The organism is Myxococcus faecalis, assembly GCF_050039385.1.
GTDB lineage: Bacteria > Myxococcota > Myxococcia > Myxococcales > Myxococcaceae > Myxococcus > Myxococcus fulvus.
On the sequence record NZ_CP144336.1, the window covers coordinates 4,363,608 to 4,387,902 of the forward strand.

The following is a 24,295-nucleotide window of genomic DNA, read 5'->3' on the forward strand; positions in this document are numbered from 1 at the left end:
TGCCCAGCGGAATCCCTTGCGACCCGGCTCCACAGGGGGTGAAGTCTGGAAAGCGAGCGTGTCATGAAGTACCCGCTACAGGGTGGAGGTGTTCTGCCCTCAGCGGGCCGTGCGGCGTGGTAGGCACGGGTACGCTTGGAGCGAGGTCCCGCGAATGAAGTTCGAGCTAGAGGTCCACAACTACCGTGCACTGCGCCAGACGGAGTGGAGTCCGCATGGAGTCTGCGCGCTCGTGGGGCCTAACGGAGCTGGCAAGAGCACTCTGCTCAAGGTGCTTCAGTTGCTTCGACACACGTTCGAGTTGGGACCTATCCCCGCGATCAACGAGCATGGAGGAATGGAGGGGCTCCGGAACTTCGATGCCGAACCGGGCAGCGCCATTCTCTTCAGCATTCATACACAGGGCAGTGCGTATTGGTGCTTCAATCTTAGCTCCTACTTCACCCAGGACTCCAACGCCTACTCGGAAGAGATCAGCGACCACACCAGCAATGTGGGGTTCCGCGACATTGGCGCATCGCACCTGGAGATTGAGAACGAGCGTGTCCCCGTAGATGGACGGAGCCTCCTGCGTGTCGCAGCGGATGCGTTCAAGCTCACGCCTGCCCTGCAGGAGCTGAGGACATTCATCCTGTCGTATCGCTGCTATGCGGACTACCACCTCGCGCATCTTCGCGAGAACGGCTCCACCATCAGTTCGGACAAAGCTCTCGACCTCCATGGACGCAATGTGTTCTCGGTCTTGCGCAACTGGCGCGACACCCGGAATGACCGCCTGAGGTATGACTTCGTCCTCAACGGTCTTCGGACCCTATTCCCGGACGTCTTCGCGGACCTCGACTACGAGACGGCTGGCACGACCGTCACGGCGCGTGTCGTCACTCCCAAGCCGGATACTAGTTACCCCATCACCTTCGCCCCCAACGGACTCCTCACCGCCCTTCTTCATCTCTGCGCGGTAGCCTCTGTCCCCGAACACGGCATCGTGGCGCTCGACGAGGTCGAGAACTCGCTGCACCCGTACGCCATCAAGCACCTCGTCGAGATCTTCCGCCGCTGGTCAGCCAAGATGGACTGCACCATACTCCTCGCGACCCATTCGCCCGTCGTGCTCGACCAGTTCAAAGAGTGCCCCGAAAAGGTGTTCGTCATGGAGCGGAACCAGGAGACCAACCCCATGCCGCTCCCCAAGGTCCGCGACTCCGAATACCTCTCCCACTTCTCCCTGGGAGACCTCTACGCTCACCTGGACTTCGGCGCTCCCGTCGAGCCCCCGAAGAGCTGAATGAAGCAGGTCATCCTCCTCACCACGGGAGATTGCGAGAACCTCTCGCTAGGCCGCTCGCTCAAGCGCTACTTTCCGAGCGCGGAGTTCGTCGCACTCAAGCGCGACTCGTTCACCAGCACGCGCATCCCCATCACCCCACCGCCACCACGCCCGCGTGGATTGTCGTCCGTTGTCGACCGCTTCGCGCAGATGATGGTCGCCTCCACAGACCCGGGACGGGATGGCGTCGCCCCTGACCTGGTCCTCGCAGTGGATGACGTGGAGTTGGTGAACCTGGACCAGATTGGCGCTGTGACTGGCCTCCTCCGAGATGCCATCAAGCGACATCTGGACACGCACACCTGGTCCAGCATGCGTCGTAAGGAGCAGACCGCAGAACGTCTTCGCGGACACTGCTCGTTCCACCTGTTGTGTCCCATGGTCGAGGCCTACTTCTTCGGGGAGCCCCAAGCCCTTGTACGAGCGGGAGCACGCATAGCGTCCACCATCGATCCAGCAGCCCGTGACGTTGAGGACTTCCTGACCGATGACACTTCGTTCCTGGTCGTCCCTGACGGCAAGAACTATTGGGCGAAGACCGACCGGAAGAAGCACCCGAAGCGGTACCTCCAATACCTCGTGGAGCCGGAAGGAACGAACGAGCAGCCGTATCGCGAAACGGAAGGCGGAGCACGCGCACTCGGCGATTTGGATTGGGCGCGCGTCCTGACCAATCCAAACCATACTTCCCTGGCCCGCTCACTCTTCGCGGACCTCGCGGATGCCCTCGGCGTCGACAACCCGTTCCCTGGTCCCTGTCATCCGCTGACCTCTCGGCCGGGCATCCATCGGGTGCTTCGGAACCTCTGAAACGTCGAACCGAACCGGGCTGAATAGCGCGCCCCTATCGTCTCGACATCGACCGTCTCATCAACCCTCCCCGCTCCGCGCCGCTCATCCCCGGGACGGACCGCTCATGGAGTATCCGGAGCGAGCACGATTCCGGGGCGTACCTTTCTCCTCGTCCGACACCGCGCCTCCCGCGGCGTCCGTCACCCGAGGAAGGTCCATGCGTCCCACGCCACTTTTGACCGCGCTCTGCACCCTCTGTCTGCTCGTCGGCTGCGCCACCACCTCCAGCCCCTCCACCACCGCCGCGGCCACCAGCGCCCCCGCCGCCCCGGCCGCCTTCCAGGTGAAGCGCTCCGGCAAGGGACGCCCTGTCCTGTTCATCCCCGGCCTCGCCTCATCCGGCGCGGTGTGGGACGAGACGGTGGCCCACCTGAAGGGCGGCTACGACAGCCACGTCTTCACGCTCGCCGGCTTCGCGGGTCAGCCCGCCATCCCCGCGCCCTTCTTCGCCACCATTCGCACGGCGCTCATCGCGTACATCCGTGAGCACAAGCTCGACAAGCCCATCATCGTCGGACACAGCCTGGGCGGCGTGCTGGCGCTCTCGCTGGCCGCCGAGGCGCCCGACCTGGTGGGCGGTCTCTTCATCGTGGACAGCGTGCCCTTCCTGCCCGCCCTCATGTATCCCGGCGCCACCGTCGAGACCGCCCGACCGTTCGCCGAGCAGGGCCGCGCCCACGTGCGCCAGCAGACGCTAGAGCAGCGCACCCAGGCCTCTCAACAGGCGATGCGCATCTACGCCACCGACGAGGCCCGGCGCGAGGTCGGCGTCCGCTGGGGCGTCGACTCCGACGCGGAGACCATCGCGCAGGCCATGTACGAGATGTCCACCACCGACCTTCGACCGGAGCTGCCGCGCATCACCGCGCCCACCTTCGTGTTCGGCTCGTGGGCCGCGCTCAAGGGCAGCGTCCCTCGCGAGAACATCGAGGCGCTCTATCGCGGCCAGTACCAGGGCCTGTCCACCGCGCGTGTCGTCATGCACGACACGGCCCGGCACTTCATCATGTGGGATGACCCCGAGGGCTTCTTCACCACGCTCGACGGCTTCCTGAACGAGCACGCCCGCTGACGCGCGTGGAGTCCCACCGCTGAAGCATGATGGACTTGAGGTCTTCATGACGGCAGGAGCACGCATGTCATCCCGACGCGCCCGGGTCTACGCCGCCTGCCAGGCGGGCGGCTGGGGCCTGTACGCCCTCATCAATGCCGTGCTGTCCGTGCTGTCCGTCGTGATGATGCAGCGGCCCGATGAGCAGTTCGCGCGCAGGATGCTCTGGCTCGTCGCGATGAGCCTCTCGGGCGTGGTCATCACGCACGTCGCCCGGGTCCGACTCGGCTTCCGGGAGTGGGCCCGGCTGTCCCTGTCCCGCCTCACGCCCCGCGTGCTGCTCGTCTGTCTGGCGATGGGGGCCACCCAGTCCGTGGTGGCCCACGTCCTGTCCCGCTTCGTGTTCCGCATCCAGGGGTTCGAGGACTTCTCGCTCACGAACGTCATCTTCGGCGGAGCCTTCTGGTCCGTGGTCATGATGATGTGGCTCCTGACGTACTTCGCGGTCCACTTCGTGGAGCGCGCGCGCACCGCGGAGCACGAACGGCTGCAGCAACACATCGCCTCGCAGACCTCGGAGCTGCGCTTCCTCAAGGCCCAGCTCCAGCCGCACTTCCTCTTCAACTGCCTCAACAGCGTCCGGGCCCTCATCGTCGAGAACCCCGCCCGCGCCCAGCAGGCGGTGACCCACCTGTCCTCGCTGCTGCGCTACGCGCTCGCCTCGAAGGACGCGGAGACGGTGCCGCTCGGGCGGGAGCTCCAGGTGGTGCGTGACTACCTGAGCCTGGAGGCCATCCGCCTGGAGGAGCGGCTCCACGTGCGCGAGGACGTGTCACCCGAGGCGCTCGCCGTACCCGTGCCCGCGATGCTGGTGCAGACGCTGGTGGAGAACGCCATCAAGCACGGCATCGCCCCTTCGCCCGAGGGCGGCGCGGTGACGGTGCAGGCCCACGTGCGCGAGGGCTCACTCCTCCTCGAGGTGGCCAACACCCCCGCGCCCGTCGGCACACCTCCCGCGCCCCACTCCGGCGGCGTGGGACTCCACAACGCGAGCGAGCGGCTGCGGCTGCTGTGCGGCACCACCGCGTCACTCCAGCTCGACCAGAGCGGGGCCGCCCTCACCACCGCGCGCGTCCGCATCCCCCTGCCCCCATGAGAGTCCTCATCGTCGACGATGAACGCCTGGCCCGCGCGGAGCTGCGCCGACTGCTCGCCGCATTCCCCGACGTCGAAGTCGTGGGCGAGGCCACCCACGTGGACGACGCCTGTCGTCAGGTGGAGTCGCTGGAGCCAGACCTGCTCCTGCTCGACATCCAGATGCCGGGAGGCAGCGGCTTCGACGTGCTCGCCCGGCTCGACGAACCTCCCGACGTCATCTTCACCACCGCGTTCGATGCGCACGCCGTGCGCGCCTTCTCCGTCAACGCGCTCGACTACCTGCTCAAGCCCATCGAAGCGGAGCGACTCACCGAGGCGCTGGAGCGGGTCCGGCAGCGCAGCCGACAGACACAGCGCGCATCCGAACCGACACAGGCCTCGGGAGCGCCGCTGGAGCGCGTCTTCGTGAAGGAGGGCGAGCGCTGCTGGCTCGTGCAGCTCTCGCAGGTCCCGCTCATCACGTCCGAGGGCAACTACTCACGGCTGCACCTGGCGGGACATCAGCCGCTGCTCTTGCGCTCGTTGAGCTACCTGGAGGAGAAGCTGGACCCCGCGCGCTTCTTCCGCGCGAGTCGACAGCACCTCATCAACCTGGACTTCGTCGACACCCTGGAGCCGGGCCCCGGCGGCACGCTGGTGGCGCGCCTTCGCGGAGGCCCGGAGGTGGAGATGTCACGCCGTCAGTCCCAACGCTTCCGCGAGCGCATGAGCCTGTGAGCGTGCGTCAGTTGGCGCCGTGCTGCGACTTGGACGACTTGCCGGAGGTGAGCACCGGGTCCACCGCCGCCACGCTGTTGCGGCGGCGCGTCTGGCGTCCGCGCTCCTCCATCTTCTCGTAGTGCTTCATGCGCGCCAGGATGTGCGGCTCCGACGTCTGACAGTGCAGCTGCGTCACCTCCTGATGACGACGCCCCAGCTCCTGCCACGTCTGGAGCATGGCCTGGTTGCCGAGCAGTCGCTCCTCGACATTGTCCAGCACCGCGTCCAGCTCCTCGGCCTCCGCCTCCAGCACCGCGAGCCGCTCCCGAGATTCTTCAGACGGCGTCGAGCACCCCGTCGTCATCACGAGGCCCACCACCACCGACAGCCCGAGCCACCTCTGCATCCCCACATCGCCTCCCACGTGTCTCGCGCCGGCCAGCGGCCTCATGTGCGAAGCCCAAGGTAGGGAGGGCCCCATGACGCGACAACCCGTGCGGGCAAGCGACCCCGTCGACTTTTCAGGAGCCGACGATTCGCCGCACCCAGGCGTGGATTGGAGGAATTCGAGGGACGGACAGGTGCTACGAGCGGTGCCGCAGGATGAACTCGCACACCTCGCGCGCGGCGCCGAAGCCCGCGGGCTTCTGTGCGACGTAGTGCACCTGGGCGCGGACCTCGTCAGGGGCCTCGGGCGGCGCGGAGGAGAAGCCCACCGCCTTGAGCAGCGGCAGGTCCACCACCTCGTCCCCCATGTAGCCACACCGGTCCGCGGAGACGTTCAGCAGCGCGAGCAGCTTCTCGAAGTGCGCGACCTTGTCCTGGCTGCCGAAGTGCACGTGCTTGAGGCCCAGCGACTGCATCCGCATCTGCGCGGACAGGCTGTCGCCCCCGGAGATGGCGGCCACCTCGATGCCCACCTCCTGCAGGCGCTTGATGCCCATGCCGTCGCGCACGCTGTACATCTGCGTCCAGCCGGAGTTGGGCACCCAGAAGATGCGCCCGTCCGTGAGCGTCCCGTCGATGTCGAAAATCATCACCGACAGACGCGACACGCGCGCCTTGAGCGATTCCAGGTCCTGATTCATCGCGAAGGCGCCTACTTCGGCACGGCCTTGAGCGAGGCCTTGCCGTCCTTGATGACGACCTTGAACTCCACCGCCTTGGCGTTGTGCTGCTTGAGCAGCTCCGGCACCTGCTTGCGCAGCGTGGCGGCCACCGACTCGTAGGACATCTTCGAGGTGTCCTCCTGGCAGCGCCGCTTCGCGGTGACGTACGCGTCGTACACGGCGCGCAGCTTGTCGTCCGACATGCCGCCGCCTCCCGCCGCCGCGGGCTTGGGCGCCGCCGAGGCCACGGGCGCCGCGGGCCTGGACGCCGCGGCGGGCGCCGTCGTGGGACGTGCCACCGGCGCGGGTGTCCCCGCGGGCTTCGCGGCCATGCCCGGAGGGACCGCGGCCGAGCCTCGCGCCGGCGTGCCCGCGAGCGGCGACGTCACCGTGGGCAGTCCGCGCGCGGGCGTCCCCGTCACCGGCGCCACGGCGGGCGTCAGCGGGGCGATTCCCGGGATGCCTCCGCGCGACCCGGCGGGGGCGGCCACCGGCGCCACGCTCGGCGCCGCCGAGGCGCTGGCCACCGCGGGCGTGCCACGGAAGGGCGTGCCCCCGGCGGAAGGCGTGGAGGCGGCGGCCGCCGCGGCGGCGATGGCCGCGGCCAGGGGCGGCTCGTTGACGGGGCGGGGGCGGAGCACCTCCTCCACCTCCTCGAAGTCCATGTCGGAGATGTCCTCCGGCAGCTCGACGACGCCCTTCTTCGCGTCCTTGTTCGCCGAGCCTCCGCGCACCTCCGCGCGACGCCGGGCCTTGAACAGGTCGCGCTTGTACGTGCCCGCTTCGATTTCCTGCAGCGTGCGCACCCACAGCCGCTCGTACGTGAGGAACTTGCTGTGGATGCTGCCCACGCGGAACTTGGCCGCGGTGCTGCGGATGAACGACGTCTTCAGCTTGTTCACCCGCTTCTTGAAGTCCTCGTGGGCGCGCGTGGGCGGGTTGCGCTCGTTGCCCAGGAAGTACTGCTCGAAGAGGTTGCGCAGCGCGGCCAGCTCCGCCTCCAGCGCCTCGCACTCATGAAGGACGGCCTCGCTGGAGCTGGTGTCCGCCGGGGCCTTCGTGGCGGGGGACTTCGCGGCGGACTGTCGGGCGTCGGGGGGCGGCATGACGTCTCAGAGTGTCCCCAACCGGCGTCCGGGGATCAACCTCACGCCGCCGACGGTGTCGGTCCGGCCTCGCCCGCCACCTCGCCCGCCCCTCGCCGCCCCTTCTGGTAGAGCAGCGTCGCCCCGAGGGCGAACATGCACAGGGAGATGGACTGGCTGGTCGAAATGTTGAACCAGGCCTCCAACGGCACCGCGTCCGCCAGCCCCTGGGCCCCCAGGGACTCGAGCAGGCCGTGCAGCGTCCCGCGCTCCACGTCTCCGCGGAACAGCTCCACGGTGGTGCGCAGCACCGCGTAGGCCATCAGCCACAGCGCGAAGATGTGCCCGTGGAAGCGGCGCAAGCGGCGGACGTACAGCAGCGCCACGAAGAGGACGAGCTGCCCCAGGGACTCGAAGAGCTGGGTGGGGTAGACGCCCAGGGTGTGTCCGTGCTGGGCCACCCAGTCGGAGATGCGCACCGCGTCCGGCGTAGCCTGGTGCAGAATCTGGCCTGTCGCCTCCACGACGAAGCGCGTGTCGTCGAGCTGGGAGGTGTACGCGAGGCTGGAGGCATTGCCCACCTGGCCGAACAGGTCCTGCGCCAGCCCCGAGCCCGGGAAGTGCACCGCCGTCGCGGAGTGGGCCGGTGCCACGTCGCCCCAGCAGCAGCCCGCGCTGAAGCAGCCCAGCCGCCCCAGGCACTGTCCCAGCGACACGGTGGGGATGCACACGTCCGCCAGCCGCAGGAAGTCCATGCCATGGGCGCGCGCGAAGAACCACGCCGCCACCGCCGCGCCGATGAGCCCTCCGTAGAAGACGAGCCCGCCGCCCAGCGACAACGCCTGCGTCCAGTCGCGCGAGTAGTCCTTCCAGTTGACCAGCACGAAGAGCAGCCGGCTGCCGCCGATGCCGCCGATGAGCACCCAGAAGGCCAGGTCCATCACCTGCTCGCGCTTTTTGGGCCCCTCCACGTCCACCCACTGGCCATCGACGAGCTCGACCCTGCGCCACTCGTCCCGCGCCAGCCGCCCGGCCACCGTCACCGCCGTCATGAAGCCCGTGGCGAGCAGCACGCCGTAGGTGTGCAGGGGGATGCCCTCGCCCTTTCCACCGGGGAAGGCGCTCTCCGGCAGCGCGTACTTGAGGCCGAACCACGCCAGCCCCGCCCCCGCGAGCCCGAAGCCCGCCGCGCGCAGGAGCCGGTCCGCGAGCACCACCGCCTTGCGCGTGCCCGTCTTCGGGTCCACCTCCCCCACCGCGCCGCGCCACCCGTTGAAGGCGATGTAGCCCACCGTGCCCACGGCGAGGGCGTACAAGAGCAGCTGCGCCCACAGGCTGGTGAAGGTGAGGCGGAAGAGGACGGGGAGCATGGAGACCTGCCGGAGGACGGGAGGGGCGGCGTGAGCACGCGGGAGGCTATCCGCGCCACGCGTCGGAGCAAGGCGGGGAGCACGCCGGTCCGCTCGGGCGGCCCTCCGGCGAGGTGACGCTCAGGCGGCCTTGGTGGGCGCCGGTGCGGGCTTCTCCTTGCGCACGAAGGCGTCCACCAGCAGCAGGCCCACGCCCACGCAGATGGCCGCGTCCGCGACGTTGAAGGACGGCCACGCCGCCTTGTCGAACCAGTGGGCCTCCAGGAAGTCGATGACGAAGCCCCGGGCCAGCCGGTCGATGTAGTTGCCCAGCGCGCCCCCCAACACGAGCGGCAGGCCCCACAGCGCCCACTTCTCCTCCGGGTCCGAGCCGGACAGCTTGCGGAAGTAGAAGACGATGAGGACCACCGCGCCCAGGCTCACCACGTGGAAGAGCGGGCCGCGCTGCTCGGGCGGGAGGTTCCTGAACAGGCCCCACGCCGCGCCCGGGTTCTCCGCGTAGCGCAGGCGGAAGAAGGACTCCGACACCTCGATGCTGCGGCGGGAGCGGTAGTGCAGCCCGTCGAAGCCGCGCTCGGGCGGCGCGCTGAACATGGCGCCCAGCCGGCCGCCCAGCGTCTCCTGCCCCTGCATCTGGGAGGTCAGCTCACGGACGACGAGATACTTCGTCCACTGGTCCAGGGCGATGACGCCCAGGGTGACGGCGAGGAGGATGACGTATTTGCGAGGCACGGGCCTGGGCTTACACCACCCGGCCCCCACCCGTCACGGATTGGGGCTCTGGGCGAGCGGCGCCGGAACGGTCTCCGGGCGGCGCACCTTCAGCGAGTCCAGCAGCATGAAGGCCACGCCCACGCAGATGGCCGCGTCCGCGACGTTGAAGGTGGGCCAGCGCATGCCCGGCTGGTTGCGCCAATGCCAGTCGACGAAGTCGATGACGTAGCCGCGAATCAGCCGGTCCAGGAAGTTGCCCAGCGCGCCGCCGGTGATGAGCGCCAGCGCCAGGCGCGCCAGCTGCTGGTCCAGCGGGGTGCGGCGGTACATCAGGAAGATGAAGGCCAGCGCCGCCACGCTCACCACGTGGAAGAACGTGCGCCGCACGCTGTCGGGCAGGTCGGCGAACATGCCCCACGCCGCGCCCGGGTTCTCCACGTAGCGGAAGTGCCAGTAGTCCTCCACGAAGCGGTGGGGCCGCAGCACGTTGCGCTCGCCGTCCTCGCGAGGCGGGTCGTTGTCGAGGTTGTGGAGGGTGAAGTAGCCCGTCACCCGGGCCATCCCTTCACGCCCGTCCAGGGCATCCGTCAACCGGGACACAGCCAGATACTTGGTCACCTGGTCCGCGACGAGGACCGTGGTGGCCACGAGAATGAGGAGGCGGAGGGAGGCTTTCATGACGCGTCCCAATCCCTTAACCCGCCCCCCAAGCCCTGACAACCCGGAGGGCCGACCGGCCCCCGGCGGGCAGCATGCTCTGTTTCCCGGACATCGCTCGTTTGGGGCATGGTGTGGACATGCCGCCTGTTGAGCCCGACGTGAATCCTTCAGTCTCCGACACGCCCCCACCCACAACGACTCCCGAGGCGAAGGCCGGGAAGCCGTCGTTGATGGCCCGCTTCAAGACGCTGATGCTGGAGTACGGCCCGCTGGCGTTGGTGACGAACTACGTCATCTTCGGCCTGGTGCTGGTGGGCTTCTACGCGGCCATCCGGCTGGGCTTCCAGCCGTCCGGGGCGGGCGAGCAGGCGGGCACGTGGGCGGCGGCCTACGCGGCGTCGCAGGTGGTGAAGCCCCTGCGGCTGGCGGCGGTGTTCGTGCTCACGCCGCTCATCGCGCGAATCCCGCCGGTGGCGCGCTTCATCGAGCGCAACAAGCACAAGTGGAACTTCTGAGCGGAGCACGTGGCGGCCTGTCTCGGAGCCGCCGCGCGCCCACCGCGTCCGGCTAGAAGGCGGGGACGCGGAAGTCCTTGATGACGCCCATGTGCTGCATGCTGGGAGCGCCGCTGTCGTTGGACTGCACCGGGGCAATCTCCGACAGCGGGGTGTAGACGCGGCTGTCGAGCACGAGGCCGTTGGGGAACGAGTTGGAGCCGATGACCGTGGGCGTGCGGTACTGGTTCAGGTCCGCGTCAACCAGGACGTGGTCATAGGGCTTGCCGCGACTGGCGTTGGTGTTGCCGTTGCCGTTCTTGTCCGCGGGGAACGGCCCAGTCTTCGACTCCGTGACGACCACGTTCTTGAAGGTGTTGAAGCAGTTCTCATCGCGGCTGTCTGTGTTGAAGTCACCGCCGATGACCAGGTAGTCGCTCTCCGGAATCTTCTTGCGGACCTCGGTGACGATGGCGCTCGCCTCGGCGTTGCGAGCCCCGGAGCTGCGGGTCAGAAGGTGCACGCTGACTGCCCACAAGTCCTTGGGCCCGGGGATGTCGATGCGCGCCCAGGCAAAGTCGCGGTTGTCGACCTCGGGGTCCTTCCACTCACCAGACTCGATGATGGGCCAGCGGCTGATGACTCCGTTGGGGATCTGCGCGCCGCCCTCGCGGTAGTAGTAGAAGCCCGGGCCCACCTGGTTCACCAGCGAGGCGATGTCCGCCGCCGAGTCCGTCCTGTAGTTGAACTCCTGGATGAGCACGACGTCGGGGTCCACGCCCTGCATCAGGCGGATGCCGTGGCCCGGGTCGTAGTCCTGGCCGTTCCCGCTCGACAGGTTCGACGCCATGATGCGGATGTTCGTGTAGCTGCCCGGTGCGGGACCACCGTCCGTCGGCGTCCCGGCGTCCGTCGACGAGCCCGCGTCCGGCGTGCCCGCGTCCACGGGGGAGCCCGCGTCCGTGCCCGCATCGATGGGCGTGCCGGCGTCCGTGCCCGCGTCGGTGGGGGAACCCGCGTCAAACGTCGTGCCCGCGTCGTCCGTCGTGCCGGGACCCGCGTCGACCGGAGAACCCGCGTCAATCGTCGTCCCCGCGTCGTCCGTCGTGCCGGGACCCGCGTCAATCGTCGTCCCCGCGTCGTCCACGATGACGGGGCCACCGGCGTCCGTCGGCGTGCCCGCATCGGTCGTCGTGCCCGCGTCGTCCACGATGACCGGCCCACCCGCGTCCGTCGTCGTGCCCGCGTCGTCCACGATGACGGGGCCGCCCGCGTCCGTCGTGCCCGCGTCGGTCTCGGTGCCCGGTCCCGCGTCCTCGAGCGTCCCGCCGTCGTCCGTCAGCGAGCCGCCATCCGCGTCCGCGCCCGCATCGCCCGCGCCCGCGTCCGGCGTGGCCTCGCACACCTCGGTCGGCAGACAGAAGGTGGCGTCGCCTCCGTCACGCGCCTCGCCGGTGGGACAGCACGCCGCCTCGGCCTGACCACAGGCGCCCTGCTCATCACACGGCCGGACACAGATGGACCGGTCGTAGAACGGGACGAAGCGGCACTCCTCACCCGCACCACAGCCGCCGCCATCCTGCTGGGGATTGCACTCGGCCCACATCACGCCGCCATCCGGCAACGGAAGCGGTGTCTTCGGATCCGAAGAATCCCCACACGCCAGAGCGAAAACCGTGAGCGAGACCACCGCGCACGCCAGATAGGAAAGGGTCTTCTTCATTCGCTCTGCCTGCTTCCGTGGAGACGATTCGAGAGATGGTCCGGGCCGACGACGACGGCCCGACGGGGCGCGGAGTATAGAAGTGCGCCAAGCCCGCAGTCCCGCTACGTACCGCCAAATCGTACATTTACAGCGGTGAAAATCGCGAGCGGGGGCGTCCCACGGGCCAGGGTCCGAGTCCTCCTCGTCACGCAATCGGGAGCAACCCACCGTGGTGACCGTCCGACTTCATGGAAGGCTGAACGACTTCGTCGCGCCGGAGAAGCGGGGCACGCGGCTGCAGGTGGCGCCCCAGGGCTCGCCGTCGCTCAAAGACCTCATCGAGTCACTCGGCCCGCCGCATCCCGAGCTGGACAAGGTGCTCGTCGACGGCGCCCCGGTGGCGCTCGCGCATCGGGTGACGCCCGGAGCCCACATCGAGGCCTTCCCGGCGCTCGGGCACGTCGAGGGCATGCCGCGCTTCGTGCTCGACGTGGGACTGGGGCGACTGTCGGGCTTCCTGCGGATGCTCGGCTTCGACACCCTGTGGCGCAACGACTTCAACGACCCCGAGCTGGCGCGAATCTCGAGCACCGAGGAGCGCGTCCTGCTGACCCGGGACCTCGGCGTGCTCAAGCGGAGCGAGGTCGTCCTCGGCTACTTCCCTCGCGCCACGGACCCCGCCGAGCAGCTGGTCGAGGTGGTGCGGCGCTATGGGCTCGGCTCCCGGATGAAGCCGTTTTCCCGGTGCATCGCCTGCAACGCGCTCCTGAGTCCCGCCCAACCCCACGAGGTGACCCATCGCGTCCCCCCGGACGTGGCGCGCAGGTACACCCACTTCCAGCAGTGCAACGACTGTCGCCGCGTGTTCTGGCCCGGCACACACCAGGAGCGCATGCAGGCGTTGATCGACCGGCTGCGCGCTCTGGAGCTCGAGGGCTGAAGCCCGCACCTCGCAAAGAGTCGCACCTCGCACTTTTTGCGAGGTCACCAATGACCCGCGACGCCAGGGTGAAAGCCCGCACCGAAACGATTTCAGTGGGTTGCGGGTATGCCCTTGCGGGCACGTGAGTTGCTGAGTTCGCGACACTTCCAGCCTTCCCCGCACGGGGGGAGCGCAGAGGAGCCGCGACGATGACGCACCGAGACCTGGCCCGAACCCGAGCGAATGGAGGCTTCACGCTGCTCGTCGCGCTGGGCGTCGTGCTCGTGGTGACGATGGCGGTGATGCTGAGCTACCGGGTGGTGGGCCGCGAGGCGGACACCCAGGCGGACGCGCGCCGGCAGAAGGAGGCGTTCTTCGCCGCGGAGGCGGGGCTGGCCGAGGGTCGCGAGGCCATCCGCCTGCGCACGGCGCTCGATGCCACCACCTACGAGAACACGCTGACGACCATCATCAACGCGGGCGCCGAGGTGACGGAGCTGGGGCTCGCGGGCGCCAATCCCCCCTGGTACGAGCTGCTGCCCGCCAGCCCCGGCGACCCGTGGAACTACCTGCGGCTGACGCCGAACGACATGCCCGCCCATGAGAAGCAGGGGGCGGACAACGTCGCATACGCGGACTACCCGGAGCAGAACAACGTGCGCTACCGCGTGTTCGTTCGCGACGACATCGACTCGAACCCCACGTCCGACGGCAACGGCCTCATCTGGGTGGCCGCGGTGGGCGAGGTGCTGAGCCGCGACGGACGCCCCACGCGCTCCGTCGTCCAGGCCCTCATCGCCAACCAGAGCGGCGCGGTGGCCTACGGCCCCGGCTGCAACATGGCCGGCTGCGGCTCTGACAACAACTACAACAATTCGCGGGAGCAGAACGCGCCCGACACCACGCAGATCGAAACGCTCCCCAACAACACGCCTCCCTGACGAACTCCTCGCCGTCCCGCGAGTCATCCATGAAACGCCCTTTGCTTCTCGCGTTGTTGCTCCTGCCAGGATTCGCCACGGCGACTCCTGAAGGAGAGCGCATCTTCCAGAAGGCCTGTGTCGGCTGCCACACCCTCACGCCACAGCCCTCGGCCGCGACCCTCAAGAAGTCGGGGGGCGCGCACATGAAGCAGCAGCAACGTCCCGCGGGTGAGAAGCGGGTGGAGCTCACCAGCAAGGTGCGCCAGACGCCCAGCGCGGAGCTGCGCACCTGGATTGCCAACCCCCATCGCGTCAAGGACGACACCCGCTGCGACACGCGGGGGATGTCCCCGACGGAGATGGACGCGCTGCTGGCCTACCTCAAGACCAGCTCCCGCCCGCCGTCGCCGCCTCAGGACGTACGGCTGCGTGAGCAGCTCCAGAAAGACCTCGAGACCCGCCGCGCGCAGCAGCGGACCGACGGCATCCAGACCTACAAGCCGGCCCAGGGGAAGTCCCGATGAAAGCCCTCCACCGAGCACTCTCGACGCTCCTCCTGCTGGCCACGCCCGCCGCGCTCGCCGATGACGGTCTGGCCCAGCTCTGCAAGGACAACCTGGCGCAGGACAAGCAGCCCGGCTTCGGCAACGCCGAGAACGACCTGGGCCAGATGACCTTCCCCAAGGAGCTGAAGCTCGTCCCCACCGGACGCAGCGGCGACGCCGACATCCAGTTGCTGCCGCCCGAGAAGCTCAACCCCGAGAAGATCGTCTTCCCGTACGACCAGCGCGTCACCATCAGCTACGTGTTCGAGTCCGCAGGCGCCTCGCACGCGCTGGGCTACATGTACCTGGACCAGGCCGCGAAGTACCTGAACGCGGACGGAGACCTGATCGACTCGAACGGCAACGGAGTCCTCGACCTGCACGAGGACCTCTTCAACATCGCGCCCCAGTCGGGCCCCAAGAAGCGGGACTTCATCGGAGACCCGGCCGACCGCCGCTGCGCGAGCTCTGTCTTCACCTCCGACGGGGAGTCGTACTCTCAGCCTGCCATCGCGATGAAGGCGAGCTGCGCGAACACCTGGCGCCGCGTCACCGGCGGCGCTGGCCTCGCGGATGCCCGCCCAGGCGGCGGCTCCACGCACATCGACACGGACATCGTCGGCACGTCCCAGAGCAGTGGCACGGCCGCCACCGATGACTATTCCGACAAGGGTCTTTTCCCGCGCATCCCCAACCTGCTCGAGCCCGCGGACGACAAGAACGGCGGCAAGGGCATCGGGCAGATGGTGTTCCTGCTCGCGGACGACGACAGCGACAAGACGACCTTCCTCAGCATGACCCCCGTCAAGGACATGTCGGACGACTACGACGCGGTCCCCGACTACAACGTCAGCACGTATGACAACCGGGGCGTTCCGCTGCCCGCGCCGGACTCCGCGGACAAGATCGACCTCGGCGACCGCACGGTGGACCTGGGCACCATCCAGGGTAACCGGGAGATCGTGTTCTTCCTCATCGTCTACTACAGCTCCAACCACGGCCCGAACGAGGGCACCGTCTATCCGTGCTTGAAGCAGGACAGCGCGGGCAAGTGCCTGCTGCACCTGCAGACCCCCATCAACGTGTTCTTCTCCAAGTCCGCCTGGAACCTGGACCAGAACTCGAGCTCCGCCGCGGTCGTGGCGGAGCGCAACATCGGCTGCCCGTACCAGGACAACTGCACCGCCGACGACCCCCAGGGGTCGGCTTCCAATCAGTGCGTGGTGGCCGGCACCAGCAACACGAAGCTGTGCGGCTGGCTGGACGACGACACGCTCTACCGCCTGAAGACCGAGGCGACGTACGGCAACCTGGTCATGCCCAAGGAGCGCGCGAAGATCGACCGACCCGGCGGCACACGCAACGCCATGCCCCACGTCATCGTGGGCGCGCCGTCCACGGACCCCTTCCGCTGGATTCTCGGCTTCGAGGACCTCCCGGGTGGCGGTGACCGCGACTTCAACGACGTGGTGTTCGTCATCAACAAGGTGAACGGCGGCACCTTCCGCTCCGCGAGCCTGTCGAACGACATCGACCTGAGCGACGCGGAGGACTTCGTCATCACCAAGGTGCGCTTCACGCGCTACGACGACGTCGCGCCCGCCGCCGCCCACATGTGCTCGTCCCCGCCCTGCTGGACCGAGGAGACGCCGGGGGCCTGCTCGGTTCCGGGGCGCGCGCCGCCGACCATCACCTACTCGGTGGCGGTGGACTGCCACACCTACGAGTTCGAGGGCGGCGTTTACGTGAAGAAGCCCAACCCCAACCGCACCTGGATTCCGGTGCAGTTCGACACGGGCAACCCGAACGTGAAGGAGCTGGACCTGCTGGAGATGGGCTTCACCGGCTCGCAGCTGTGCTGGAAGGTGGACATCACCAGCCCGGACGACCGCTGCGTCCCCGTGGTCGACAACGTCAACGTGGGCTACCAGGCCGTGCGCTCGGGCAGCTACTCCCGCTCGTCGCCCTCCACGGTGGGCAACGCCATCCTCTGGGGTGTGAACGAGACGCCCGGCAGCGCCTGGGGCAAGAACTGGCCCGGCGTGGGCATGCCCGAGGCCTCCACCCGGCTGTACGACGGGCGCAAGGACTACTCGCTGCGAGGCCGGCTGTACTTCCGCTCGCTCTATGACCCCGAGAACACGAACCTGACCAATGTCGTCGAGCGCTGGGACGGTGGCCGGGTGATGGCCATGACCCTGCGCAACGAGGATCCGCTCAACCGCACCATCTACACGATGAAGCCGGACCAGAGCCGCATCACGCTCAAAGATGACATGGACCACGCGAACAGCGTCGCGTTCCCCGACTCGCTCTGCAACCAGCTCGATGCCGGCAAGAAGATCTTCGACATGAACAGCGACGGCAAGTGCGGCACGCCCACCATGGCCCCCGCCGCGCGAATCACCGAGGGCTTCAACGACCGGAACGTCTTCCGCGAGTGGCTCTACGGCTGGGAGGACCATCAGCTGCCCGAGGCGACGAACGTGAAGCGCCCGTGGGCCATGGGCGGCATCAACCTGTCCACCGTGGCCGTGGCCGTGCCTCCCTACCTCGACAACTGGGCGATGAACGCCCTGCCGGCCGAGCGCGACGTCTACCGCCGCAACTTCATGTCCAAGCTCTCCGAGCGTCCGACGGTGGCCTACGTGGGCACGATGACGGGCGTGCTGCACGCCTTCGACTCGGGCGCCTTCCGGCTCAACGGGAAGGACGAGTGCTCCGACGACATCATGCTGCGCGGCTACTTCCTGCACTCGGGCTCCACCTGCGCCAAGCCCATCGCGCCGCGGCAGTACGGCACGGGCAAGGAGCTGTTCGCGTACATGCCCGGCGGGCTGCTGAAGGACTACGTCTACCACTACGTGAAGTACGCGGGCTCGGGGACCAAGCCCAAGCCGACGATGGATGCCTCGCCCACGCTGGCCAATGTGGACTTCGGCGGGCTCGGCGAGGCGTGGACGCCCGCCACGGCCACCACCGCCCTGCAGCGGCCGCTGAAGGGCGCCCGCACGACGCTCGTGTCGGCCACGGGCAAGGGCAGCCCCATCATCTTCGCGCTCGACGTCACCCACCCCAGCACGGACCCGGCCGCGACGCGCGCCGACTACCCGATGCCGCTGTGGGAGTACAACCTGAAGAACGACGCCCTGCTGGACGCGTTCACGGACGAGGCCGACGACGACGATGACGTGCTGCTGCCGGACCAGACCGGCTCACGTCACCCGGCGTCCGTCACGCGCATCCAGTGGGGCTCCGGCGACACGACCGGCACCTGGGCGGCCATCATCGGCACGGACTTCAAGCCCACGGCCGGGCGCGCCGGCACGCTCTACCTGCTGGACATGAAGACGGGCAAGCCGCTGCAGCGGGGCACCGGCAAGGGCGCCCACGCGGGCGTCATCACGCTCGACGAGGGCTCCGGCATCGCGGGTGCGACCGCCATGCTGGACCTCAACCGCGATGGTCACTACGACGTCATGTACGTGCCCACCACGGCCGGCAGCGTCTACCGCATCAACCTGGACTCGGTGGACTCCACCCGGACGTATGGCCGGCAGGTGCGGACCTGCCGCGTGGCGAGCGCGCCGGTCGCGGCCTCGACCCACACGGACGCGGCCTCGAACCCGGCGGGGACGGCCCACTTCCAGCAGATCCACTCCAACCTCGCGGTGAAGGTGCTGCGCGACACGGCCAAGCCCGTGGTGCGCATCTATTTCGGCACGGGTGACAACCCGGACGAGATTGGCGATGGCCCCCCGAACAAGGAGGACTACCGCTACCACCTGATGGCCTTCGAGGACCCGAACCCGGACGGCTCCAAGCCCTGCGCGCTGCTCGACCCCTTGTGGGTGCAGCCGCTCGACCCGGGCCAGGCGGTGTGGGGCGGCGTGTCGCTCAGCGGGGACAAGGTGTTCACCACCACCGCGGTGGGCGCGGCCGCGGACGTCTGCAACCTGAGCGAGACCACGAGCGGCCGGTTCTACACGGCGAACCAGGCGCCGGATGGGGCGGGCAAGACGACGATGACGAGCTCCATCCTGGTGGGCCACGGCACCAGCGCGCCGGTGGTGCACGACGAGCACGTCTTCATCCTGCCCGCCACGGGACAGCCCCTGCTGGTGGGTGAGAAGAACAAGTGGAACAATGGGGCGGCGAACTCGGGAGAGACCCGCTCGCGAGTGCTCATCTACGACCCGATTCCGGACGGGAGACTGCCTCGATGAAGTCGTCGCGGTTGCAGGCCTCCAGGGGCGTCACGCTCCTGGAGGTGTTGGCCACCATGGCCGTGATGCTCGTGGGCATCGCGGCGGTGATGATGCTGGTGACGCAGATCAGCGCGTCCAACCGGCGCACCCTCACCGCCACGCAGGCCCAGCTCATCGCCGAGCGCACGCTCGAGAGCATCATGTCCGAGGGCTGCACGGCCACCCCGCCCTGCGCCAACCTGGCACCGTGGGACAATCGGCGCACCACGGTGTGGCAGACGGCGGCAGGAGAGCTGCGGACCGTCGCGCCCGCCGCGGGCGTGGTCGCGCGTGAGTACGAGGTGGCGGTGGACATCGACAGTCCCAGTGTGGGCCTTCCGGGCTCCATCGAGAACGGCGCGGCGGGGCTGCCGGCCGTCACCCGGCAGTTGGGCGGGGGACTTGCCGGGAACGTGGCCAACGTCCGCGTCTCGGTGAGCTGGTTGGAGCGGGGCCGGCAGGGCCGCCAGGTGGTGGTGATGCAGACCCGGATGGCGCCATGAGGAAGACCCTTCGTCGCGTGGGCGGCTTCACGCTGCTGGAGGTGATGATCGCCAGCGCGCTGGGCGTCATCGTGCTCGGCATCGGGTTGGTCGCGGGCATGCAGGTGCAGCGGCGCGCCCTCACCGAGGAACAGACGATGGTGGCGCAGGTGACGGGGCGGGCGGTGAAGGACCTGCTCACCCTGGACGTGCAGCGCGCGGGAATCGGCATGGGCAACTCCCCCATCCAGTTCTCGGAAGGCGACCAGCGCTATGCCATCCAGAGCTGGACCGCACTGGACATGGCGACGGCCACCCCGCCGTTCGCCGCGGACGCGACCTTCGCGCTGCCTCCCGCGGGCACGCCCTACGCCGACATGACGTCTGATGTGTTGCAGCTCTACTGGGGTGACCCGCGGACGATGGTGACGATGGAGCGATGTGACGCATTCGCGGCCCCCGGCAGACCCAACATTACATCCGTCAAGTCGGGGAACATCCTGTGCACCGCCCCGGCCCCCCACACGCGCCTGCAGCCCACCTCGGGCCAGCCGACCCCCGCGCTCGTCGCGAACCCGACGGATGGTGCGCTCGCCTGCCACTTCCGGGTGACCAACGTCCGCACCGGTGACTCCGTCATCGAGGCCTCTCCAGGCCATGGCGCCGCCGCGACCACCAGTGGGCCCTGCACGAGTGATGTGGGCATGTTCACCGATTCCGGGTGGAACATCATGCGCACCGTCAGCGCGGCGTATCGCGTGAACTGGAGGGGCGGACACCCGGCGCTGGAGTATCTGGCTCCCGGCGCGGCCAACTGGGCCGTGGTGAGCCGGGACGTGGAGCGGATGCAGGTTCGATTCGCGGTCATCGACCTGACCCAGCCGGCCCTCGCCTACCGGTGGTACCCCGAGGAAGGGGTTCGCCCGCCCATCGACCAGTGCACGACTGGCAATGCGGAATGCGCGGTGAACGTGGTGGCGCCCATCGAGGCTGCGCCCACCAACGAAGCCGACCTTCGCAACCTGCTTCGCCGACGGATTCGCGAGGTGGAGATCGACCTGGTCATCCGGACGCCGCGCTCGGACCGCACGGTGGTGGACCCGGCGAAGATCAACATCCCGGATGAGGACGGCTTCCCCCAGGACGGCTTCAGGCGCCGGACCTATACCCTCCGGGTGTCTCCCCGGAACTTCGTGTCGGCGGGCCTGCAGCCCGCTCCGGGGCCTTGAGGATGATGCGCACGCGAGGAATGACGCTGTTGGAGTTGATGATCGCCATCGCCGTCGTCGGGATGATGGTGACCCTGGCGGTGGTGGGCATCAGCAAGCCGCTGGATGGCCAGCGAGAGGCGACGGCGACCCGCGAGCTGTGGTCGTCGGCGCTGCGCGCGCGTCAGCGGGCCATCGCCACCAACCAGCCGGTCCGCATCGTGGTGGAGAACAACGTGCTGCTGCCCGATGGAACCCGCAAGCGGGTGGCCCGTTGGGAGCGGCTGACGTGTGACAACGACTTCGACAACAACACCTGCCCCAAGGATGCCTGCACCGGCACCACGTGCCGCGCCAGCCCGGAGTGCTGTTCCGAGACGGGCCCGGACGTCGTCATCCCGGACTCCATGAACGCCACGCCAGTCCATGGGCTCTGCTACCTGCCGGGCTCGGGCCGGGCCGTCAGCAACCTGACCTGTATGCGCGGTCAGCTCGACAACACCGCGGCGCTCACCGCGGCGGCGCCGGGCAACCTCCAGCTCAACTTCTCGGCGAAGTCGGGCCGCCCGCGCAGCCTGCTGATGGTGGAGCCGCTCACGGGCCTCGCCTCCCTGCTGGACTGTGACTCGGTCCGGGCAACCCAGGCTCCCGTCGCCGAGTGCACGACCACGCCTCCGCCTCCGTAGGCGTTCGACACACCACCTGAAACATCCGGGCCCGCGTCTCCTCACGGAAGCGCGGGCCCGTTTCATCTCAGCGCGCCCCAGAGCCCGCGCCGTCCGCTTGGGACTGGCGCGAGCCCACCGGGCATCCGGCGCTCACGCCGCCAGCGCCTCGCGGCACTTGAGGCACACATCGCCGCCCTGCCCCACCGCCTCCGAGTACGTCCAGCAGCGCGGGCACTTGTGGCCCGCGGCGGGCTTCACCTCGGCCAGGAGCTTCGCGCCGTCGCCGAACACCCGCGTCACGTCCAGCACCGCCGCATCGATGCCCTCCGCGTCCACCACCTCCACCTGGCTGGTGATGAAGAGCCCGGGCAGCTCGTCCAGGTGCTGCATCAGGAAGTCACGCACGGACGCGGACGCCATCAGCAACACGCGCGCCTCCAGCGACGCGCCGATGCGCTTCTCGCGCCGTGCCGCCTCCAGCACGCCCTGCACCGCCTCGCGCACCGCGAACAGCTTCGCGTAGCGCTCCGCCAGCTCCGGCGACAGCTTCGTCCCCGGCTCCGGGAAGCCCGCCAGGAACACGCTCTCCGTCGACTTGCCCGGCAGGAAGCCCCAGGCCTCCTCGGCCGTGAAGCTCATCACCGGCGCGAGCAGCCGCAGCAGCACGGACGCCACCTCATGCAACACCGTCTGCGCGCCCCGCCGGGGCGTCCCGTCCTTGCGCCACGTGTAGAGCCGGTCCTTCAGGATGTCGAAGTACACCGCCGACAAGTCACCAGCGCAGAAGTCCACCACCGTCGCGTAGACGAGGTGGAACTCGTAGTCCTCGTACGCCTGCTTCACCCGGGCCACGACCTCGGCCAGCCGCCCCAGCGCCCACTGGTCCAGGGGCGACAGCCGCTCGTACGGCACCGCGTCCTTCGCCGGGTCGAAGTCGTACAGGTTGCTCAGCGCGTAGCGGACCGTGTTGCGAATCTTCCGGTAGCCCTCCGACAGGCCCTTGAGAATCTGGTCCGACAGGCGCACGTCGTTGCGGTAGTCGCTCGCCGCCACCCACAGGCGCAGCACCTCCGCGCCGTACTGGTTGATGATCTTCTCCGGGGCCACCACGTTGCCCAGGCTCTTCGACATCTTCTCGCCCTTGCCGTCCACCACGAAGCCGTGCGTGAGACAGGCCTTGTAGGGCGAGCAGTCGCGCGTCCCCACCGACACCAGCATGGACGAGTGGAACCAGCCGCGGTGCTGGTCACTCCCCTCGAGGAACAGGTCCGCGGGCAGCCGCTGCCTGCGCTCCAGCACCGCGGAGAACATGCACGCCGAGTCGAACCACACGTCGAGGATGTCCGTCTCGCGACGGAACTCGCCCTTGCCGCAGCGTGGACACGCGAAGCCCTCCGGCAGGAAGTCCTTCACCGGCGTGCGGTACCACACGCCCGCGCCCTCCTTCTCCACCGCCTGGGCCACCTTCTCCATCAGCTCCGGCGACACGAGCGCCTCGTCACAGCCCTCGCAGTACGCGATGCAGATGGGCACGCCCCACGTGCGCTGACGGCTGATGGTCCAGTCCGGCCGCGTCTCCAGCATGCCCCGGATGCGGCTGTGTCCCCATGAGGGCACCCACCGCACCTTGTCCACCTCCGCCAGCACCTCCTGGCGGAACGTCTTCTCCCCGTGGAAGGGCGCATCCATCGGGATGAACCACTGGTACGTCGCGCTCAGGATGATGGGGTTGTGGCAGCGCCAGCAGTGCGGATAGCTGTGCGCCACCGTGTCCTTCGCGTCGTTGAGCAGCGCGCCCTTCTCCACCAGCACCGCGATGACCAGCGGGTTCGCCTCGAACACGCGCTTGCCCGCGAGCGCCGGGCCCACCGTGTCGTCGTAGCGGCCGTCCGGACGCACCGGGTTGTAGATGTCCAGGCCGTAGCGCAGGCCGACCTCGTAGTCCTCCTGGCCATGCCCCGGCGCCGTGTGCACCAGGCCCGTGCCCGCGTCCAGCGTGACGTGCTCGCCCAGCAGGATGCGCCCGCGCCGCTCGTAGAACGGGTGCTGGTACGTCAGGTGCTCCAGCTCCTCGCCGCGCGCGTACGCGAGGATGCGCGCGGGGTCCACCAGCGCCGCCGCGGAGACCTCACCGCCCGGCAGCTCCACGTGCTTCACCGCCAGCTCGTCCGACTTCACCTCCGCCAGCACCTTGGGCAGCAGGTCCTTGGCCACGCAGATGACGCGCGCGCCCAGCTGGTAGAACACGTACTCCAGCTCCGGGTTGACGGCGATGGCCAGGTTGGCCGGCAGCGTCCACGGCGTCGTCGTCCAGATGGCGAAGTCGACGGCCTTGCCCTTCAACGAAGGCACCCGGTCCGCCAGCTCGGGGCCTGCGGGGAAGGCCACGTAGACGGACGGGGACTCGTGCTCCTCGTACTCCACCTCCGCCTCGGCCAGCGCCGTCTGGTCCTGGAGGCACCAGTACACCGGCTTCTTGCGGCGGTAGAGCATGCCCCGGCGCGCGAAGCCGGCCAGCTCCCTGATTTCCTGCGCCTCGTAGGAGAAGTCGAGCGTCTTGTACGGCGCCTCCCACGAGCCGAACACCCCCAGCCGCTGGAACTCCGTCTTCTGGATGTCGATGAACTCCAGTGCGTACGCGCGGCACAGCTCCAGGAAGGCGTCGCGCGACAGGGTGCGCTTGTCCACCTTCTTGTCCTTCAGCCGCTTCTCCACCGCCTGCTCAATCGGCAGACCGTGCGTGTCCCAACCCGGGATGAAGTCGCAGTGGCGACCCACCAGGTTGCGGTACTTCACGACAATGTCCTTGAGGACCTTGTTGAGCGCGTGGCCCGCGTGCAGGTGGCCGTTGGCGTACGGCGGACCGTCAGGAAGCACGAAGGGCTCACCGGCCGCGTTCTTCTCCAGGAGCTTCCCCCAGATGCCCCGCTCCGCCCACCAGCCGAGCATCCTCGGCTCGAGCTGCGCCAGGTTCCCCTTCATCGGGAAGTCCGTGCGCGGCAGGTTGACGGTGTCCTTGAAGTCCTTGTCCTGGGAGGGCGCGTCGCTCATGTCGACAGCGCCCGTAACACGCTCG

21 protein-coding genes are annotated in these 24,295 nt (G+C 68.6%); 13 read left to right on the forward strand and 8 right to left on the reverse strand.

From position 1 onward, the window contains the following. Nucleotides 1-154: 154 nt before the first annotated feature. From VZQ01_RS17410 to VZQ01_RS17430, 5 genes are all read left to right on the forward strand, one after another. Nucleotides 155-1,285, forward strand: a complete 1,131-nt coding sequence (locus VZQ01_RS17410; RefSeq protein WP_426748405.1) for an AAA family ATPase — start codon at nucleotides 155-157, stop codon at nucleotides 1,283-1,285. After that, nucleotides 1,286-2,137: a hypothetical protein gene (locus VZQ01_RS17415; protein WP_426748406.1), complete on the forward strand. Its 852-nt coding sequence runs from the start codon at nucleotides 1,286-1,288 to the stop codon at nucleotides 2,135-2,137. A gap of 199 nt (nucleotides 2,138-2,336) precedes the next feature. Further along, nucleotides 2,337-3,251 carry an alpha/beta fold hydrolase gene (locus tag VZQ01_RS17420; protein ID WP_426748407.1) on the forward strand — a complete coding sequence of 305 codons (915 nt, stop codon included), beginning with the start codon at nucleotides 2,337-2,339 and terminating at the stop codon, nucleotides 3,249-3,251. Nucleotides 3,252-3,315: 64 nt separating this feature from the next. Then, nucleotides 3,316-4,386, forward strand: coding sequence for a sensor histidine kinase (locus tag VZQ01_RS17425; RefSeq protein WP_426748408.1), 1,071 nt, complete (start codon nucleotides 3,316-3,318; stop codon nucleotides 4,384-4,386). Then, nucleotides 4,383-5,105, forward strand: coding sequence for a LytR/AlgR family response regulator transcription factor (locus tag VZQ01_RS17430; protein WP_426748410.1), 723 nt, complete (start codon nucleotides 4,383-4,385; stop codon nucleotides 5,103-5,105). The genes VZQ01_RS17425 and VZQ01_RS17430 overlap by 4 nt, the downstream gene beginning before the upstream one ends. Before the next feature lie 7 nt (nucleotides 5,106-5,112). Here VZQ01_RS17430 and VZQ01_RS17435 read toward each other — a convergent pair whose 3' ends face one another. The 6 genes from VZQ01_RS17435 to lspA (VZQ01_RS17460) form a co-directional block, all read right to left on the reverse strand. Further along, on the reverse strand, nucleotides 5,113-5,493 hold the full coding sequence (locus VZQ01_RS17435) for a lipoprotein (RefSeq protein WP_046710570.1): 381 nt from the start codon (nucleotides 5,491-5,493) through the stop codon (nucleotides 5,113-5,115). Between the two features lie 178 nt (nucleotides 5,494-5,671). Continuing rightward, complete coding sequence (locus VZQ01_RS17440; RefSeq protein ID WP_141324151.1) at nucleotides 5,672-6,175, reverse strand: KdsC family phosphatase; 504 nt, start codon at nucleotides 6,173-6,175, stop codon at nucleotides 5,672-5,674. Nucleotides 6,176-6,186: 11 nt separating this feature from the next. Then, nucleotides 6,187-7,302: an MXAN_5187 C-terminal domain-containing protein gene (locus VZQ01_RS17445; RefSeq protein WP_426748411.1), complete on the reverse strand. Its 1,116-nt coding sequence runs from the start codon at nucleotides 7,300-7,302 to the stop codon at nucleotides 6,187-6,189. A gap of 41 nt (nucleotides 7,303-7,343) precedes the next feature. Beyond that, the gene (locus VZQ01_RS17450) at nucleotides 7,344-8,651 is read right to left on the reverse strand and encodes a prolipoprotein diacylglyceryl transferase (protein ID WP_426748412.1); all 1,308 of its coding nucleotides are present in this window, start codon (nucleotides 8,649-8,651) and stop codon (nucleotides 7,344-7,346) included. Nucleotides 8,652-8,771: 120 nt separating this feature from the next. Continuing rightward, nucleotides 8,772-9,383: a signal peptidase II gene (lspA, locus tag VZQ01_RS17455; protein ID WP_074948473.1), complete on the reverse strand. Its 612-nt coding sequence runs from the start codon at nucleotides 9,381-9,383 to the stop codon at nucleotides 8,772-8,774. 33 nt (nucleotides 9,384-9,416) lie between these two features. Beyond that, nucleotides 9,417-10,043 (reverse strand): signal peptidase II, encoded by a 627-nt coding sequence (gene lspA, locus VZQ01_RS17460; protein ID WP_223751422.1) that lies wholly within the window; start codon nucleotides 10,041-10,043, stop codon nucleotides 9,417-9,419. A 212-nt stretch (nucleotides 10,044-10,255) separates the two neighbouring features. Between lspA (VZQ01_RS17460) and VZQ01_RS17465 the strand changes: the two genes are divergently transcribed. Continuing rightward, nucleotides 10,256-10,540 carry a hypothetical protein gene (locus VZQ01_RS17465; RefSeq protein ID WP_223751423.1) on the forward strand — a complete coding sequence of 95 codons (285 nt, stop codon included), beginning with the start codon at nucleotides 10,256-10,258 and terminating at the stop codon, nucleotides 10,538-10,540. 52 nt (nucleotides 10,541-10,592) lie between these two features. On the opposite strand, the gene VZQ01_RS17470 is transcribed toward VZQ01_RS17465, so the two are convergent. After that, nucleotides 10,593-12,242: an endonuclease/exonuclease/phosphatase family protein gene (locus tag VZQ01_RS17470; RefSeq protein WP_426748413.1), complete on the reverse strand. Its 1,650-nt coding sequence runs from the start codon at nucleotides 12,240-12,242 to the stop codon at nucleotides 10,593-10,595. A 211-nt stretch (nucleotides 12,243-12,453) separates the two neighbouring features. Here VZQ01_RS17470 and VZQ01_RS17475 point away from each other — a divergent pair, with 211 nt between their 5' ends. The 7 genes from VZQ01_RS17475 to VZQ01_RS17505 all read left to right on the forward strand — a co-directional run bounded on the left by VZQ01_RS17475 (nucleotide 12,454) and on the right by VZQ01_RS17505 (nucleotide 21,237). Continuing rightward, the gene (locus VZQ01_RS17475) at nucleotides 12,454-13,164 is read left to right on the forward strand and encodes a Mut7-C RNAse domain-containing protein (RefSeq protein WP_426748415.1); all 711 of its coding nucleotides are present in this window, start codon (nucleotides 12,454-12,456) and stop codon (nucleotides 13,162-13,164) included. A 191-nt stretch (nucleotides 13,165-13,355) separates the two neighbouring features. Beyond that, on the forward strand, nucleotides 13,356-14,087 hold the full coding sequence (locus tag VZQ01_RS17480; RefSeq protein WP_223751426.1) for a hypothetical protein: 732 nt from the start codon (nucleotides 13,356-13,358) through the stop codon (nucleotides 14,085-14,087). 29 nt (nucleotides 14,088-14,116) lie between these two features. Beyond that, nucleotides 14,117-14,593 (forward strand): c-type cytochrome, encoded by a 477-nt coding sequence (locus VZQ01_RS17485; protein WP_141324158.1) that lies wholly within the window; start codon nucleotides 14,117-14,119, stop codon nucleotides 14,591-14,593. Continuing rightward, nucleotides 14,590-18,840, forward strand: coding sequence for a DUF4114 domain-containing protein (locus VZQ01_RS17490; protein ID WP_426748416.1), 4,251 nt, complete (start codon nucleotides 14,590-14,592; stop codon nucleotides 18,838-18,840). The genes VZQ01_RS17485 and VZQ01_RS17490 overlap by 4 nt, the downstream gene beginning before the upstream one ends. Further along, nucleotides 18,837-19,364: a type IV pilus modification PilV family protein gene (locus VZQ01_RS17495; RefSeq protein ID WP_141324159.1), complete on the forward strand. Its 528-nt coding sequence runs from the start codon at nucleotides 18,837-18,839 to the stop codon at nucleotides 19,362-19,364. Before VZQ01_RS17490 ends, VZQ01_RS17495 begins: the two co-directional genes overlap by 4 nt. Then, nucleotides 19,361-20,572, forward strand: a complete 1,212-nt coding sequence (locus VZQ01_RS17500; protein ID WP_426748417.1) for a prepilin-type N-terminal cleavage/methylation domain-containing protein — start codon at nucleotides 19,361-19,363, stop codon at nucleotides 20,570-20,572. Before VZQ01_RS17495 ends, VZQ01_RS17500 begins: the two co-directional genes overlap by 4 nt. A gap of 20 nt (nucleotides 20,573-20,592) precedes the next feature. Continuing rightward, on the forward strand, nucleotides 20,593-21,237 hold the full coding sequence (locus VZQ01_RS17505; RefSeq protein WP_426748418.1) for a pilus assembly FimT family protein: 645 nt from the start codon (nucleotides 20,593-20,595) through the stop codon (nucleotides 21,235-21,237). A 132-nt stretch (nucleotides 21,238-21,369) separates the two neighbouring features. On the opposite strand, the gene ileS is transcribed toward VZQ01_RS17505, so the two are convergent. After that, nucleotides 21,370-24,270 (reverse strand): isoleucine--tRNA ligase, encoded by a 2,901-nt coding sequence (ileS, locus tag VZQ01_RS17510; RefSeq protein WP_426748419.1) that lies wholly within the window; start codon nucleotides 24,268-24,270, stop codon nucleotides 21,370-21,372. Nucleotides 24,271-24,295: the final 25 nt, after the last annotated feature.

Coding starts and splice junctions, on each gene's coding strand:
- VZQ01_RS17410 (WP_426748405.1), top strand. CDS start 155: ATGAAGTTCGAGCTAGAGGTCCACAACTACCGTGCACTGCGCCAGACG.
- VZQ01_RS17415 (WP_426748406.1), top strand. CDS start 1,286: ATGAAGCAGGTCATCCTCCTCACCACGGGAGATTGCGAGAACCTCTCG.
- VZQ01_RS17420 (WP_426748407.1), top strand. CDS start 2,337: ATGCGTCCCACGCCACTTTTGACCGCGCTCTGCACCCTCTGTCTGCTC.
- VZQ01_RS17425 (WP_426748408.1), top strand. CDS start 3,316: ATGTCATCCCGACGCGCCCGGGTCTACGCCGCCTGCCAGGCGGGCGGC.
- VZQ01_RS17430 (WP_426748410.1), top strand. CDS start 4,383: ATGAGAGTCCTCATCGTCGACGATGAACGCCTGGCCCGCGCGGAGCTG.
- VZQ01_RS17435 (WP_046710570.1), bottom strand. CDS start 5,493: ATGCAGAGGTGGCTCGGGCTGTCGGTGGTGGTGGGCCTCGTGATGACG.
- VZQ01_RS17440 (WP_141324151.1), bottom strand. CDS start 6,175: ATGAATCAGGACCTGGAATCGCTCAAGGCGCGCGTGTCGCGTCTGTCG.
- VZQ01_RS17445 (WP_426748411.1), bottom strand. CDS start 7,302: ATGCCGCCCCCCGACGCCCGACAGTCCGCCGCGAAGTCCCCCGCCACG.
- VZQ01_RS17450 (WP_426748412.1), bottom strand. CDS start 8,651: ATGCTCCCCGTCCTCTTCCGCCTCACCTTCACCAGCCTGTGGGCGCAG.
- lspA (WP_223751422.1), bottom strand. CDS start 10,043: ATGAAAGCCTCCCTCCGCCTCCTCATTCTCGTGGCCACCACGGTCCTC.
- VZQ01_RS17465 (WP_223751423.1), top strand. CDS start 10,256: ATGGCCCGCTTCAAGACGCTGATGCTGGAGTACGGCCCGCTGGCGTTG.
- VZQ01_RS17470 (WP_426748413.1), bottom strand. CDS start 12,242: ATGAAGAAGACCCTTTCCTATCTGGCGTGCGCGGTGGTCTCGCTCACG.
- VZQ01_RS17480 (WP_223751426.1), top strand. CDS start 13,356: ATGACGCACCGAGACCTGGCCCGAACCCGAGCGAATGGAGGCTTCACG.
- VZQ01_RS17485 (WP_141324158.1), top strand. CDS start 14,117: ATGAAACGCCCTTTGCTTCTCGCGTTGTTGCTCCTGCCAGGATTCGCC.
- VZQ01_RS17490 (WP_426748416.1), top strand. CDS start 14,590: ATGAAAGCCCTCCACCGAGCACTCTCGACGCTCCTCCTGCTGGCCACG.
- VZQ01_RS17495 (WP_141324159.1), top strand. CDS start 18,837: ATGAAGTCGTCGCGGTTGCAGGCCTCCAGGGGCGTCACGCTCCTGGAG.
- VZQ01_RS17500 (WP_426748417.1), top strand. CDS start 19,361: ATGAGGAAGACCCTTCGTCGCGTGGGCGGCTTCACGCTGCTGGAGGTG.
- VZQ01_RS17505 (WP_426748418.1), top strand. CDS start 20,593: ATGACGCTGTTGGAGTTGATGATCGCCATCGCCGTCGTCGGGATGATG.
- ileS (WP_426748419.1), bottom strand. CDS start 24,270: ATGAGCGACGCGCCCTCCCAGGACAAGGACTTCAAGGACACCGTCAAC.